The sequence below is a fragment of the Fodinibius sp. GM21 genome (assembly GCF_058386955.1).
On record NZ_JBYEIQ010000004.1, the window covers coordinates 42,228 to 57,109 of the forward strand.

12 protein-coding genes are annotated in these 14,882 nt (G+C 39.6%); all 12 read left to right on the plus strand.

Annotated elements, in window-relative coordinates; genetic code table 11:
• The first annotated feature begins 1 nt into the window (after nt 1).
• The gene (locus ACT3IB_RS10520; RefSeq protein WP_491538971.1) at nt 2–712 is read left to right on the plus strand and encodes a glycosyltransferase; all 711 of its coding nucleotides are present in this window, start codon (nt 2–4) and stop codon (nt 710–712) included.
• Nucleotides 709–1,758, plus strand: coding sequence for a glycosyltransferase family 4 protein (locus ACT3IB_RS10525; RefSeq protein WP_491538972.1), 1,050 nt, complete (start codon nt 709–711; stop codon nt 1,756–1,758). Before ACT3IB_RS10520 ends, ACT3IB_RS10525 begins: the two co-directional genes overlap by 4 nt.
• Before the next feature lie 31 nt (nt 1,759–1,789).
• On the plus strand, nt 1,790–2,908 hold the full coding sequence (locus tag ACT3IB_RS10530; RefSeq protein ID WP_491538973.1) for a glycosyltransferase family 4 protein: 1,119 nt from the start codon (nt 1,790–1,792) through the stop codon (nt 2,906–2,908).
• Nucleotides 2,909–2,966: 58 nt separating this feature from the next.
• The gene (locus tag ACT3IB_RS10535) at nt 2,967–3,962 is read left to right on the plus strand and encodes a sulfotransferase family protein (protein ID WP_491538974.1); all 996 of its coding nucleotides are present in this window, start codon (nt 2,967–2,969) and stop codon (nt 3,960–3,962) included.
• An 84-nt stretch (nt 3,963–4,046) separates the two neighbouring features.
• Nucleotides 4,047–5,738 (plus strand): glucosamine inositolphosphorylceramide transferase family protein, encoded by a 1,692-nt coding sequence (locus ACT3IB_RS10540; protein WP_491538975.1) that lies wholly within the window; start codon nt 4,047–4,049, stop codon nt 5,736–5,738.
• Between the two features lie 36 nt (nt 5,739–5,774).
• A complete protein-coding gene (locus ACT3IB_RS10545; RefSeq protein WP_491538976.1) occupies nt 5,775–7,943 on the plus strand; it encodes a bi-domain-containing oxidoreductase in 2,169 nt (722 codons plus the stop codon).
• 17 nt (nt 7,944–7,960) lie between these two features.
• A complete protein-coding gene (locus tag ACT3IB_RS10550; RefSeq protein WP_491538977.1) occupies nt 7,961–8,599 on the plus strand; it encodes a class I SAM-dependent methyltransferase in 639 nt (212 codons plus the stop codon).
• A gap of 131 nt (nt 8,600–8,730) precedes the next feature.
• Nucleotides 8,731–9,831: a hypothetical protein gene (locus tag ACT3IB_RS10555; protein ID WP_491538978.1), complete on the plus strand. Its 1,101-nt coding sequence runs from the start codon at nt 8,731–8,733 to the stop codon at nt 9,829–9,831.
• On the plus strand, nt 9,807–10,610 hold the full coding sequence (locus tag ACT3IB_RS10560) for a formyltransferase family protein (RefSeq protein ID WP_491538979.1): 804 nt from the start codon (nt 9,807–9,809) through the stop codon (nt 10,608–10,610). The genes ACT3IB_RS10555 and ACT3IB_RS10560 overlap by 25 nt, the downstream gene beginning before the upstream one ends.
• Nucleotides 10,611–10,678: 68 nt before the next feature.
• Entirely contained in the window at nt 10,679–12,295 is a 1,617-nt protein-coding gene (locus ACT3IB_RS10565) for a heparinase II/III domain-containing protein (protein ID WP_491538980.1), read from the plus strand.
• Between the two features lie 9 nt (nt 12,296–12,304).
• Complete coding sequence (locus tag ACT3IB_RS10570; RefSeq protein ID WP_491538981.1) at nt 12,305–13,516, plus strand: glycosyltransferase family 4 protein; 1,212 nt, start codon at nt 12,305–12,307, stop codon at nt 13,514–13,516.
• Nucleotides 13,517–13,735: 219 nt separating this feature from the next.
• Nucleotides 13,736–14,839, plus strand: coding sequence for a non-hydrolyzing UDP-N-acetylglucosamine 2-epimerase (gene wecB, locus ACT3IB_RS10575; RefSeq protein ID WP_491538982.1), 1,104 nt, complete (start codon nt 13,736–13,738; stop codon nt 14,837–14,839).
• Nucleotides 14,840–14,882 lie beyond the last annotated feature (43 nt).

Genomic DNA, 14,882 nt, shown 5'->3' on the forward strand with positions numbered 1-14,882 from the left:
AATGCTTAGTATTGTTACGCCTACCCTTGATGCGGCCGGCTTTATTGAAGAAAATATTGAAGCGATTAAAAAGCTTCCTTTCAAGACCGAGCATATTATTGTTGACGGGGGTTCTTCTGATGAGACCCCCCAAATTGTAAAAGAGTATCCGGAATGCACGCTTTTGCATCAACGAGATGACAAGGGCATGTATTCAGCTATTGATCAAGGGTTTCAGGCGGCTGAGGGAGAATATATCTGCTACGTTAATGCAGACGATAAAGTGGTCGTGGACGGCTACAATAAAATGTATGAGGAGATCCAGAGTGGTTCATACGATCTGATCTATTCTGATGGATCTTTTTACTGGCAGCAGGAAGAGCGGTATGAAAAAGTGAAGGGAAAACGTTTTGGGAAATTTCATCTAAAAAATGGGTTTTTGCCCTTTCTGCAGCCAAGTTCTATGTATACCAAGAATATTTATCTAAAAGCTGGAGGCTTGGATTATGAGAACTTCAGAATATGTGGGGATCTGGATCTTTTTCAGCGTATTGCCATGCAAAATGGTGTAAGAATGAAGTATGTCCCTGTTGTTTCAACGATATTTTTAAAATATGGGGGATCACTGGGAGATCGAAATGAAGACATTTATCACGAGGAGAGAAAGCAATTAGCAAAAGACAATACTTCAAATATTTTTAACAAGATACTATTTAAGATTTCATCAATATGAAACATCTTCTATTTCTCTATTCAGAGGTAATGCCTTACACGTTATCAGTCTTTCAATCATTGGCTGATGACCTCAATTGCAAAGTATCCGTCGTCCACTGGGATGAAAAGAAAAGAACTCCTTTTTCGGTTGAGGATAGTGCTAAGATAAACTTTTACAAGCGCAGTGAGCAGGATGCCTCTCAAATTCGAAATCTGCTAAAAGAAATTAACCCGGATCTGCTTTTTCTATCAGGAAGAATGGACAAGGCCTATCTTAAAACCGCAAAATATGCAAAAAAGAATGGATATCCGGTAGTGATGGGCTCTGACAATCAATGGAAGGGAAACCTGAAAGACTGGTTAAAGGTATTGCTAAGCAGGTTTCTATATAAACCTTATTTTACACATATCTGGGTGCCCGGAAATTATCAATATGAGTTAGCGCGAAGAATTGGCTTTTCCCGGGATAATATTATAAGCAATTTTTATTCCGCCGATGTTGATACTTTTCTGAGTGCTGATATCCAGCTGAATGAAGGCCAGCATAAAGACCGGGATTTATTATTTGTAGGAAGATTACGCAAGATTAAAGGTATTGACAACCTTGTTGAGGTTTTGAAAAACTTAAAAAAGGAAGGGGTATTCGAAGGTAAATTGTGGCTGTACGGAAATGGCCCGTTAGAAGATGAAATCCCCGATGCAAATTGGATAAAAAAAATGGGATTCGCCTCACAAGAAGAAATAATAGAGGGCATCGAAAATTGTTCTTTCTTCTGTCTGCCAAGCAGGGGTGAACCGTGGGGAGTAGTCATTCATGAAATGGCTGCTGCGGGCATGCCGATTGTTTGTTCTGATGTGTGTGGTGCAGCTAGCGAGTTTGTGGTTGATGGATATAACGGATTTTTGTTTGATGCCAAATCGAATACTGAATTAGAAAAAAGCATCAAGAGTATGTTAGAATTAAAGGAAGAAGAACTGGTAAAATTTGGCAAGCGCAGCAGGCAACTGGGGCAGCGTATTACCCCAGAGATTTCTGCAGCTTCATTACTGTCAGCTCTTGATTAACTAAATTTTGTAGTTTGTAATTCTATTATTAATGAATGAGCTAATAATTGATGCCTCAAATATAGTTGGTGGCGGGGGATTAACTCATCTGAAAGAACTTATTGAAAATGCCCAACCAGTAGACCATCGGTTTTCAAATGTTATATTATGGGCATCGGATGATGTGTTAGAAAAAATTGATAGTAAATCCTGGCTTACAAAAAAATCTCATCAGCTGTTAAACGGGGGTTACCTGTATCGTTTTTTGTGGAAATATTTGGTGTTTAAACCCTCTCTTGCAGAAAATGCACTCGTTTTTATTCCGGGAGGGGGTTATATATCAGGTGGTTCTAAAGTAGTAACAATGTGTCAGAATTTGTTGCCGCTAGATATAAATGAACTCAATAGATATTTCTTTTCCTTGAAGTGGATGAGATTAATACTTTTGCGATATTTTCATAAAAAAGCATATAGAGAGGCGGACGGGGTGATCTTTTTAAATAATTATTCATGGACTGCTTTGACTTCGAGTACAAGAGATAATGTCAAAAGTTATTGTATTATACCACATGGAATCAATGAATACTTTTTTTCAAAAAGGGAAAGCTACGAAATAGAAAATAAATTTACGTTACTCTATGTGTCTTCTATATGTTTATACAAACATCAATGGGTCTTAGCGGAAGCTGTTTTAAGATTAAGGGAAGAAGGTTATGAAAATATTGAGTTGCAATTCATAGGGAAACCAAAGAAATATGGGATAAAAAAATTAAACAAGCTACTCAGTGATCATAAGAATGAAGCAGATGCCGTTAACTATTTAGGAATTATACCTTACGAAGAATTATCAGAATACTATCAGAAAGCCGATGGCTTTATCTATTCTTCTACTTGTGAGACATTTGGTATGACATTACTGGAAGCTATGGCTAATTCATTGCCTATTGCATGTTCTAACAAAAGCTCAATGCCGGAAATGTTACAGGATGGAGGTATTTACTATGAACCAGAAAGTGTAGAAAGTACTATGAATGCTATTTTAAAGCTTTATAATGATAAAAAACTGCGGAAGGAGAAGGGAGAAAAAGCTTTTAGAATTGCTCAAAATTATTCTTGGTCTAAAACGGCACAAAAGACTTTTAGATATTTTAAAAGCATAGCAGATACTTAGAAGGTGATAATTTTAACCCTCAAACTTGCACTAAATAACATAGTAAGTCATTTGATTTTTGAAGAAGTTACTGAAAGACAAACTGAATTTATTTTACTACCATTGGAAGCGAAGTAACTGGATTGTCGATCCCAAGACTGTAATAGCACATTTAAAAGATATTCAAATAAATCGTCCTATTTTTTTTGTTGGTAACCAGGGCGGGGGACTTACCCTCATATCAAGAATGCTCAGAAGGCATCCCTCTGTAGTGTCTATAACAGGCAATCATACCTACTGGTCGGGGGCAGACGAGATGCAGCGGGTGATGGTGGCTCGATTGCCTGAGTCCCTTCGCCTTTCCGGGAAGGTTATCAACTCTGATCCCAATCATCCTATATTTTCACCACCACGAAGCTGGTCGTATGGTGCAGATGACTTGGTAGATCAGTACCACATGACCGAAGAAGATTTCAACGAAGATGAAAGTAAACAGCTAAAAATAATAATATGGGAAGCCCTATATCGATTTTCAGACGAGCCATCTGAGTCCCGCTTTACCGATAAGAGCCAGTTGTACACATTAAAAATGCGCTATATTGAAGCGTTATTGAAAGATTCAGAACCATATTTTGTACTCATTTCACGTGATCCTGTTGCAGCCTGTTACCGGGCAGCATCTGGGAGGGCGGGAGATATGGAGCGATATTCAAAGCGTTTGAGCTTTGATGAACGGTTGAAAGTTTGTATTCAGCATTGGTACAACTGTATGAGTATTGCCTTGGAGGATGGTAAGTATGTAAAAAACTTTCGGCATTTTCGCTTTGAGGACTTTTTATCCAAGCCTGAAGAATCGGTAAAGTCACTTTGCGATTTTTTAGGCTTGTGCTATAAAGATGATATGATTCCACAAACGCACCACGAAATACCCTTTGGTACCAAATATTCAAAACGCTGGTATCCATTGAAAGAAGACGTGAATAAAAAGTACTTTAATGAGATGTCGGGGACATACAAGGATAGAATAATTGATAAATGTGCAAGTATAGCTAATCAGCTGGGTTATAACTATTAATTTTTATCCTTTTGGTTATATGAGTTCGTTTTAATACTCTTTACGGCTAAATAAATGATTTAAAAAAAATATTTAAGAGAAAGAATGACCCAAGAGAAACTCCGATATGGTATTATGTGCACGGGGGCCACATTTTGTAAATGGCAGGCGGAAGTAATTGAAGAGCTTGCATCTTTGGATAATGTAGAACTTTCGGTGCTTATAATTGATGGCCGAGATAGTAATGTTACTTTTTGGGAGAAAGTGGTTAATAACGCCAAAAAGATTAGTCCGGGAAAGTTCTTATTTCAGATATATAATAAACTGTTTTTTAGTCCTCCCGCTAATGAGAAAGTGGACATGTCGCATACGGTTGAAGGTACAGATACCATTTCTTGCGAAGTGAGGAAGGAGGGACGTTTTTCCGAGTATTTTAAAGAGGATGATATAAAGCAGATTGATAGGTATAACCTTGATTTCATTATTAGGTTCGGTTTTGGGATAATCAGAGGGGAAATGCTCGAGGTACCGAAATATGGGGTTTGGTCTTTTCATCATGACGATGAAAAAAAGTATCGGGGCGGCCCACCCTGTTTTTGGGAAATTTATAAAGATGACGATGTAAACGGAGCCATCTTACAGAGGCTAACTGATCGATTGGATGGTGGGATTGTTCTAAGAAAAGGATTTTTTAAAACAAAAAGTTTTTCCTATTCCAAAAATCTAAGTAATGTTTATATGGAGAGTGCTAAATGGCCTACTCAGATATGTAAAGACATTTTAAACGGTAATGCTGAGTATTTTCGGAACTCTCCCAGTAAGACCAATGCTCCAGTCTATCACCAGCCTAATAACTTTCAGTTTATTTTTTTCATCGTTAAACTATTTATAAACTATCTGAAACGATGGTATAGAAGGCTTTTTACTCCAATATGGAATGTGGGTGTGTTAGATAAACCCATACAATTTTTTCTTAATACAGAGAATTCGAAAAATTTCGGTCAAGTTGAGTGGTTCCCTGAATCCAAAAATATGAGTAAATACAGGGCGGACCCTTTTGGAATTATAAAAGGTGGCAAACTAACAATAGCTTTTGAAGAATATGAGTATAAGGCTGGTAAGGGTTATATTTCAGGTGTACAATTGGATAATGAGCAAAACATAAACTCTTCGTTGGTATCTGATGTGTATATCAAGCAGCCATTTCATTTATCCTACCCGTATCTGATTGAGCAGAATGGAAATACTTATTGTGTGCCGGAATCTTTTGAGGAGAATAAAATAAGTCTTTATAAAGCAATCGATTTTCCCTTAGAATGGAAGAAGGCTGAGAACCTTGTAAATAATATTGAAGCTCTTGATACAACCATTTTCCAGTACAGAGATAAATGGTGGCTGACTTGTACAAAAAATGGGAGTTCAAGGAACACAAACCTATATATTTATTGGGCAAAAGAATTAATCGGGCCCTGGAAGTCTCACTTTAATAATCCTGTCAAGACAGATATAAGATCTTCACGTCCTGCTGGAACTCCTTTTGTATATAACAAAAGTCTTTACAGACCTGCTCAGGATTGCTCTAAGACTTATGGGGGTAGAGTAGCAATTAATAAGGTCAAGTCTCTTTCAGTAGCAGAGTTTGAAGAGGAGACGGTGAAATATATTAATCCATTGCCACCTTATATTGAAGGGATTCATACCCTCTCGGCTGTAGGAGATAAGACAATTGTTGATGGGAAAAAAAGTAGGTTAAGTTTAGGAGGGCTTTGGAGGAAACTCAAAAAGTATCAGAATTAAGGAATTAATAGCAATCAATAAATATTGGATATAGTTTTGCAACAAATAATACAAGATTTAAAATCAGGAGATACAATCTTAGAAGAAGTCCCAACACCTCGTGTGGGAGCAGGAAAAGTATTAATAAAAACCCATCGCAGCCTTGTGTCATTGGGCACTGAGAAAATGCTCGTCAATTTTGGTCAGGCAAATTTGTTAGAAAAAGCTCGCCAGCAGCCCGAGCGAGTTAAAGAGGTGATTGACAAGATGAAAACAGACGGTATTATGCCTACCGTTGAGGCTGTCTTTCGCAAACTCGATACACCACTGCCGCTTGGGTACAGCCAAGCCGGGGAAGTAATCGCCGTAGGCAAAGACGTAACCGAATTTCAGGTAGGTGATCGGGTAATCACCAACGGCAACCATGCGGAGGTGGTAGCCGTTCCCAAAAATCTGGTAGCCAAAATTCCCGAAGGCGTTTCCTACGAAGAGGCAGCATTTACCGTAGTAGGTTCGATTGGCCTGCAGGGTATTCGACTGATTAAGCCAACCTTTGGCGAAACCGTAGTAGTGTTGGGACTGGGACTGATAGGCTTAATAGTGATCCAGCTTTTAAAAGCCAATGGGTGCAATGTGATTGGGCTGGATCTTGATCAGAATAAGGTAGAGCGAGCTCGTTCATTTGGTGTTACAGCTATTAATTCCGGTAAACAGGACCCGGTAAAATTTGTGAAAGAGCAGACAGGGGAGGTAGGAGCCGATGCGGTGCTGATTACCGCCAGTACGAAGTCCAATGCGGTGATCAAACAGGCGGCGAATATGAGCCGTAAGCGCGGTCGTATTGTATTGGTGGGAGTTGTGGGATTGGATATTGACCGCTCGGATTTTTATGAAAAGGAGTTGAGTTTTCAAGTGAGCTGTTCTTATGGACCTGGCCGCTATGACGATGAGTACGAGCAGAAGGGGAATGACTATCCACTGCCGTATGTGCGATGGACCGAAAAGAGGAATTTCCAGGCTGTGCTGAAAGCAATGGAGAATGGTCAGCTGGATGTGAAATCGCTGATCACGGAGCGGGTGCCACTGAAGGATTATGAGGAGATTTATGGAGATATGGATGGAAGCGATAGCATTGCTTCAATCCTGGAATATAATGTTGATGGATTGAACGCGGAGGGCGCGGAGGAAGACGCAGAGTTCACAGTGGATAGGACGATAAAAGTTAGTAATACTACTATTAAAGGCGGTTCGGGTGTAATGGCGGTTGTCGGTGCGGGAAATTTTACGCAGTCAACGCTTATGCCTGCTCTGGAGAATACCGGTGCAGATGTGAAGTATATTGTGAGTTCGGGTGGGCTTTCTTCAACGACTTTGGCCAAGAAATATGATATTCCCAATAGTACGACAGATCTGGATGCTGTTTTGAATGATCAGAAGGTAAAAGGAATATTAATTACGACTCCCCACAACTTGCATGCGGGTATGACAACTAAAGCACTGAAAGCCGGCAAGCAGGTGTTTGTTGAGAAGCCGTTGGCAATAAAAGAAGAGGGATTAAATTCGGTTATTGAAGCCGTCAATGAAACAGGAAATACGGTAACAGTAGGCTTTAATCGCCGTTTTTCCCCCCACGCCAAAAAGATGAAGGAATTGCTGGGAAAGGAAACGGGTCCCATGAATGTGGTGGCTACTATGAATGCCGGTAATCTCCCCCCGGCTATGTGGCATCACGACATGGAAGTAGGGGGTGGACGGATTATCGGTGAAGCCTGTCACTATGTAGATCTGATTACGTATCTGACTGGCTCCAAGGTAAAAGAAGTAAGCATGCAGGCTATGGGTAAAAATCCAAAAGAGAATACCGACAACGCCTCTATCCATCTAAAGTATGAAAACGGTTCGCTGGGGGTGATTAACTATTTTGCCAACGGCAACAAATCTTATTCCAAGGAACGAGTGGAGGTCTATCACCAAGGCCGAAACCTGATTATGGATAACTTTCGCAAGCTTTACGGCTACGGGTTTGATGATAGTTTGTTTAGTATTAGCAATAAGATATTAAGTACCAAACAGGATAAGGGTCACGACAGGCAGTTTAAGCTACTGACCAACCGCTGGAAAGAGGGCGGTGAGCCGTTGATTCCCTTTGATGAGATTGTGAATACCACCCGGGCCTCTTTTGCTGCTATAGAAAGTTTAAAACTGGGAAAATGGATAAATTTTTAATCAAAAATATATAAAATATGGGTGACTTGTATGTAAATTATGGTTGTGGGCTAACAGCACCGGAAGAATGGATTAATTTTGATGCTTCACCTACGCTTAGAATCCAAAAATTACCATTAATAGGACATCTGCTGAAAGATCAATTGAATGTTAATTTCCCACAAAATGTCAAATATGGTGATATTGTAGGAGGCCTTCCAATTAAGGATGGTTGCTGTGATGGAATATATTGTTCCCACATACTAGAACATTTGGCTCTGGATGAATTTAGAGCTGCCCTCCAAAATACACATGATATGTTGAAGCCTGGTGGAATTTTTAGATGTGTAGTACCAGATTTAGAATTTATGGCTAAGACATATATTAATTCTCTTAGCAAGGGGAAAAGAGATGCAAGTAAGAAATTTATGCGGGATACAGGACTGGGAACAGAAAAAGGACCTACGGGTATTAAGGAATTTTTAAAATCTTGGTTTGGTTCTGCCCATCAACATTTATGGATGTGGGATAGTCAATCATTTTCTAAAGAACTTGAAGATATAGGATTTAAAAAAATCCGAAATTGTGAATTTAATGATTCTGAAGATGATATGTTTAATCTTGTCGAAGACGAATATAGATTTCAAAATGCTGTTGCAATCGAATGTAAAAAGTAAATCTTATCTAAAACTTAGAAAAGTAGCGAATATTTTGACATTACTTGAAAGTTTTTTCGTATTGACTAGAATCTAGTCGGTTACATCAAATAGTAATAACTTGTGGAAATTATAATGGTTGTAAAATGGAAATGGCTAATTTTAAAAAATATTTAGCAGAAACTATTAGTTGGCTCCAAACTTCAATTGGAAAAGGGAACGGTGGTTCCTGCGCTTACTTCAGAATTCCTGACGGGTGGTCAAAAGACTATCCCGAGACAACCGGATATATTATTCCCACTTTAATTGATTATGGGCACTATACTGAGAAAGGGGAGTACATAAATAAGGCAGAAAGCTTGGGGCAATGGCTGTTATCTATACAGGATGAAGAAGGCTATTGGAATGGGGGAACCCATCCACCCAGTCAAAAAAATCCCAGCGTCTTTAATACAGCCCAAATACTGCTGGGTCTTTGTGCTTTATATGATCAGTCGGAAAATGAAAAATGGTTAAATAAGGCTGATAGGGCAGCAACCTGGTTAGTAAAGGGAGTGAATCAAGAAGGAGTTTGGGAAGAAGGAAACTACACTGATTTTAATCCTTCTTACTATACACGAGTAGCCTGGCCGATGCTTCTTACGGCAATGAAGTCCGATAACAGAGTTGTAAAAGAAGCTTCAGTTAAAGTACTGGATAGAATTAAAAAAGACAGATTAGAAAATGGTACCTTCGCAGCGTGGGGCTTTTTTGAAGATAAGCCGGCTTTTACCCATACGATGGCCTATACATTGCGGGGATTTATTGAATCTGCTTTTTTATTGGATGATTGGGAAACCTTTGGTAATGTTGTGGAACCGACTCTTAATAGAATTTATAAACTGGCAGAACTAAATAATGGTAGGTTGGCTGGGGCATATGATAACGACTGGAATCCAGTGAACTATTATTCCTGTCTTACCGGCAACGTTCAGATGGCAATTTGTTTAATGCGCTGGTATGAGTTTTCTGAGGATTTAAGATTATTGAATGCTGCTTCAAAACTTATTGAATATGTAAATGATTCGCAGAGTTTAAACCATCCGTTTAAATCCTTCCGAGGAGCAATAGCGGGATCCAAACCGATTTGGGGACGATATATGTTTTTACGATATCCCAACTGGGCTGCTAAATTTCATGCCGATGCGCTAATGTTATTTTTGAAACTTTCAGAACAGAAAGAAAAGGAATGGAGCATCGCGGAGTCGTCATAACAGCCGGTTTTGATAAGTCCAGGAGCGCTATAACTGTTGCGGAGTTATTGAAACGTCAAGGGGTGGAAGTAAAAGGATTTATTATTGTAAGTCCATATTCCTTTAAACGTCTTCGTTCCTACATCAGGAAAAGAGGATTTTCATTCTTGTGGGAAGCCATTCCACGGTTACTGGGATTTACTAATAGGAAGTCCGAAAATACGGTCGATTATTTCAGAAACTTTTTACGAGAAAATGATATTAAAGCCAGTTCTATAAAAAAGTGGGCGTCGCAAAATGATGTAGATTATAGAAGTGTTTCTTCTATCAATGAAAATAAAGCCCGAGAGTATGTCCGGGAAAGTAATCCCCAGTGGTTAATATACAGCGGCGGTGGAATAATAGGCGAACAGTTAGTTGATATTATGAAAGGCAATATTTTAAATGCTCACCAAGGACCGTTGCCAGAGATCAGAGGCATGAATGCGGCTGAGTGGTCTATCTTATTGGACGAAGATCAAGAGGTTACAATACATTTAATTGATCAGGGCATTGATACTGGAAAAATAATTACCACTTTGCCCTTTGAGGTTGATCAGGGGGATACAATCGAAAGCATAAGGGATAAAGCCAAAGTCAAAGGTATTGAAGGATTAGTGGAGGTGGCTTGTAAATCTGATTTAAACCAATATGAGCTTAGAAAGAATAATGCAGATTATCGCCAGTGTTTTATATTGTCTTCGGCAATGAAAGAGCTACTGCGAAAAAAGTTAAACAATTTTCAGACCATCACAGAGTGAATTTACGGAAGCTTTATCATTCGGTGAAACATACGCATCAGGCCCAGCTTTTGGCCAGAATAAGATTGATGGCCAAGCGAAAATTTATCGAAAATAATGCTGATACTTTTAACAAGCGGTTCAAAAAAGAAAGCGTTGATGCTAAGATAAATTCCGATCCTCCTGATCCTATTTTCAAAACCAGAGACGGGAAATTTACTGAAAAGAATAAAGATTCAAAGTCATTCGTACTCACGTTTTTGAATAAGGATCGATCATACCAACTGCCGGTAAGCTGGCATGAAAAGGAACTTGAGCATGGCACTAGGTTATGGAAGCTGAACCTCCATTATATGGAGTTTCTGGAAGAAGTGGACAACGATTGGTTTCAGTGGGTTGTAACAGATTGGATTGGGCAAAATCCACCCTACAAAGAAGGATATTGGTTGGACAGCTGGAATTCATTCGCCCTTTCAATCCGGGTAGTAGTTTGGATGCAGCAAATAGCCAGAAGAAAAAATGAATTGGATGCTGAATTTGTAGAAAAAGCTAAGATGTCTGTCTATAAACAGCTTCTTTTTCTGGAAAAAAATATTGAAGAGGATGTGAGAGGCAACCATATTATTAAAAATACAAAAGCGCTACTGTGGGGAGCTGCCTTTTTCCAAAAAGATGTGAATGTGGAAAGATGGTTAGAGCTGGGGAGAAATCTACTTCAAAGAGAGCTTGACCGACAGATACTACCCGACGGAATGCATTTTGAGCGATCTCCTGCTTATCATATCCAGGTATTTGCGGATCTTTTGGAATGTTATCATGTTGTAGATAAGACTAAAATAAAGGATGAACTGTCCAGAATCTTACCCTCTATGGCACAGGTAGTTGCTGATTTACAACATCCGGATGGACTAGTAGCTCAATTCAACGACGGGGGATTGAACATGGCCTATGAACCTCAGGAAGTGCTTAATGTTAATAAAAAAAATGTTGACAAAGAAGTTGAAAGTCAGAGTAACTTTGAATATCCAAAGGCAGGTTATTATGGTCTTAGAAATGAAAGTGATTACATCGTTTATGATGCCGGCAAAATAGGTCCGGATGAATTGCCGGGTCACGGCCACGGGGATATTTTTTCTTTTGAGTGGTCGGTAGATGGGAAGAGAGTTATTATTGACAAGGGAGTGTATGAATATAATGAAGGGACTAAACGTCAGGAATCCAGGAGTACATTATCTCATAATACCGTAAATATAAACCATGAGGACCAATGCGAATTCTGGAAAGCTTTTCGTGTTGCGCGAAGAGCTAATGTAAATATAATAGACTATAATCGTTCTAATAGCCAATTTAGTGTCGTTGCTGAGCATGATGGTTATAACAGGTTAGAAGGGAAGCCTCTTCACAAAAGAGAATTTATTGCCGATGCAAAAGAAATCAATATCACAGATACAATTATGGGTGGGGATGGGCAGTATGCAGAAGTAAGACTACTATTTCATCCAGATTGTACAGTTTTAGTTAATGATGGGAACTGTAAGGTGAAAAATGGAAATATTGAGATTCAAGTAAAATCAAATAAGGATATGCAATTGGTTGATAGCAGTTGGTACCCAAATTTTGGGGAGGAGATTTCTACTAAACAATTAATCATTAATTATGGATCTATACCTGTTGAGGGAAACATAGGGTTAACAAAAATAAAATAAATCTATATTTTGAAGATATTAGCAATAAGCCAGTTCTATACCCCAGATATAACTGCTGCGGCCTTTCGGATAGCGGAGACCGTTGCTCACCTGAAAAAGCTGGGAAATGATGTAAAAGTGGTAACCACCTTTCCCCACAAAAGCGATAAGGGAAAAGATATATCAGCTTCAACGAATGGCGTGCACCGGGTACAATTACCCGATACTGAAAACAAAGGGTTTTTAGGATACATATACCTGTACGTGTCCTTTATGATTAAAAGCGTAATAAAGGGATACAGGGTAGGACAAAAACAAAAGCCGGATCTAGTTTGGGCCAGTTCTCCTCCGATCTTCGTGGGTCTGTCGGGATGGATGCTTTCAAAACTATTGGGATGCGGATTTGCACTGGATATTCGAGACATCTGGCCGGATTCGGCCGTAGCGGCAGGACAGCTTCCCGCTTCCGGTTTTTCTTATAAAATAGGACTATGGATGGAGAAATTTTTATACCGCCATTCCAATGTGATAACCTGTGTCGCTAAGCCGATGAAAGAATATATCGAGCAATTTACCCATACCGAAGTGGAGGTGATTTATAACGGGGTGGAAGTATCCGCTGATGATAACGAAAGTAGTGATGGTTTAAGTAATAGTTTAGAAAAATTAGCTTTCTCTGATGATTCCAAAAAGATCTTGTATGCCGGCAACTTTGGACATGTACAGCAGCTCGATTTACTAATTGAAGCTTTTGCCGAAATGAAGGAGGAAGATCTTAATCAGGAATGGGAGATATTTTTTGTTGGAGGAGGTGCTCAAGAAGAAAATTTAACTGAACTGGTCCGTACTTTTGGTTTGACTGACAGAGTTCACTTTTTGGGTTTTGTCCCCAAAAAAGAAGTGTTTAGCTATCTCAAAAGTGCTGATGTATTGTTTATTCATTTACAGGACAGTGAGGTCTTGAGGCTTACAATTCCGTCTAAAGTATTTGATTATATGCTAGCAGATCGTCCTTTACTTGCCGGAATTCATGGAGAGGGAAAAAAGATTATTGATTCTGTTGATGGGAATGCGATATTTAAGTCGGGTAATAAGCAGAGTTTAATCAAAGCCTGGAAGGAACTTGATCAGGTGATAGCACAAAACAGGTCACCTAAAAATGCTTTTAAGGTGCGAAAGAAGTTTAGCCGCGAAAGCCAGTCAAGGAAGCTAAACAGAATCTTTGAAGAGGAGTTTAATTGAACAGAGAAATTCACGTGCTTTCAATCCTCCTGACCTTGTGGAATGGAGCTCAATTCCACAGGTCCTGACCTCCTTCTCCAAGGAGGGACTCTCGGATCCATATGAACAGCAAGAATTATGTTATTGTGCAGAATCAAAGTCCCTCTTAGAAAAGAGGGATTTAGGGAGATTGATAAAATAGAATTAAAAATGTTAATCTTATAATCATTTAAGTTATTAATGAAGATAATAAACGTTGCAAGTGCCCGGCCAAACTTCATGAAGGTGGCACCCTTACTGGTAGAATATCAGAATCATCAAGAGATTGAGGCTCAATTGTTGCATACCGGTCAGCATTACGACTACGAGATGTCCAAAATATTTTTTGACGAACTTGGTATTCCAGAGCCTGATCATCACTTGGGAGTAGGCAGTGGTACCCATGCTGAGCAGACAGCAAAAGTAATAATTGAATTTGAAAAGGTGTTGGAGGAGGAGCACCCAGATTGGGTGGTTGTTGTCGGAGATGTAAATCCAACCATGGCCTGCACCATTGTGGCCAACAAGATGGGTATTAAGGTAGCACACGTTGAAGCGGGACTGCGAAGCTACGATCGAAACATGCCCGAGGAAATTAACCGTGTACTAACAGACAGCATTGCCGATCTGCTATTGACGCCTTCCATTGATGGAAATGTGAACCTAATTAAGGAGGGTATTCCAGAGGAAAAGATTCGTTTTGTGGGTAATATTATGATTGATACCCTCTTTAACATGCGGGAGCGGTCCGATCAGTCTACCATTTTAAGAGACTTGGGAATCACCGAAAAAGAGTATATGCTGGTTACGTTGCACCGTCCGTCCAACGTTGATCAGGAAGAAATGCTGAGCAATTTTGTAGATATACTTGAGAAAACTTCTCAGGAATTATCGTTGGTTTGGCCGGTGCATCCCCGTTCCAGAAATAGGGCAGAGGAGTTTGAGTTGTGGAGTTGTTTGGAGTCTATAAATAATCTTCATTTGCTTGAGCCGGTGGGATATCTGGATAATGTATGCCTGATGAATAACGCCCGGCTGGTATTGACTGATTCCGGCGGTATCCAAGAAGAGACTACGGCGTTGGGCGTGCCCTGTTTGACAGCCAGAGAAAATACAGAGCGTCCCATTACCATAACCGAGGGGACGAATACCTTGGTTGGGACCGATCCAGAAGTGATTTTGGATCACATCGATAAGCACTTGCAAAATGGGGTGGCCGATAACAAAGACCTGCCCAAACCGCTCTACTGGGATGGGAATACCGCGAAGCGTATTGTAAAAGCTATTTTAGAGGCTTCTAACTGATTTATGCTGTTATCACACGTGTCATCCTGAACCACTGTGCTGA

Excerpts from the sequence above, each read along its gene's own strand:
- ACT3IB_RS10520 (WP_491538971.1), top strand. The coding sequence starts at position 2 with ATGCTTAGTATTGTTACGCCTACCCTTGATGCGGCCGGCTTTATTGAA.
- ACT3IB_RS10525 (WP_491538972.1), top strand. The coding sequence starts at position 709 with ATGAAACATCTTCTATTTCTCTATTCAGAGGTAATGCCTTACACGTTA.
- ACT3IB_RS10530 (WP_491538973.1), top strand. The coding sequence starts at position 1,790 with ATGAATGAGCTAATAATTGATGCCTCAAATATAGTTGGTGGCGGGGGA.
- ACT3IB_RS10540 (WP_491538975.1), top strand. The coding sequence starts at position 4,047 with ATGACCCAAGAGAAACTCCGATATGGTATTATGTGCACGGGGGCCACA.
- ACT3IB_RS10550 (WP_491538977.1), top strand. The coding sequence starts at position 7,961 with ATGGGTGACTTGTATGTAAATTATGGTTGTGGGCTAACAGCACCGGAA.
- ACT3IB_RS10555 (WP_491538978.1), top strand. The coding sequence starts at position 8,731 with ATGGCTAATTTTAAAAAATATTTAGCAGAAACTATTAGTTGGCTCCAA.
- ACT3IB_RS10560 (WP_491538979.1), top strand. The coding sequence starts at position 9,807 with ATGGAGCATCGCGGAGTCGTCATAACAGCCGGTTTTGATAAGTCCAGG.
- ACT3IB_RS10565 (WP_491538980.1), top strand. The coding sequence starts at position 10,679 with ATGGCCAAGCGAAAATTTATCGAAAATAATGCTGATACTTTTAACAAG.
- wecB (WP_491538982.1), top strand. The coding sequence starts at position 13,736 with ATGAAGATAATAAACGTTGCAAGTGCCCGGCCAAACTTCATGAAGGTG.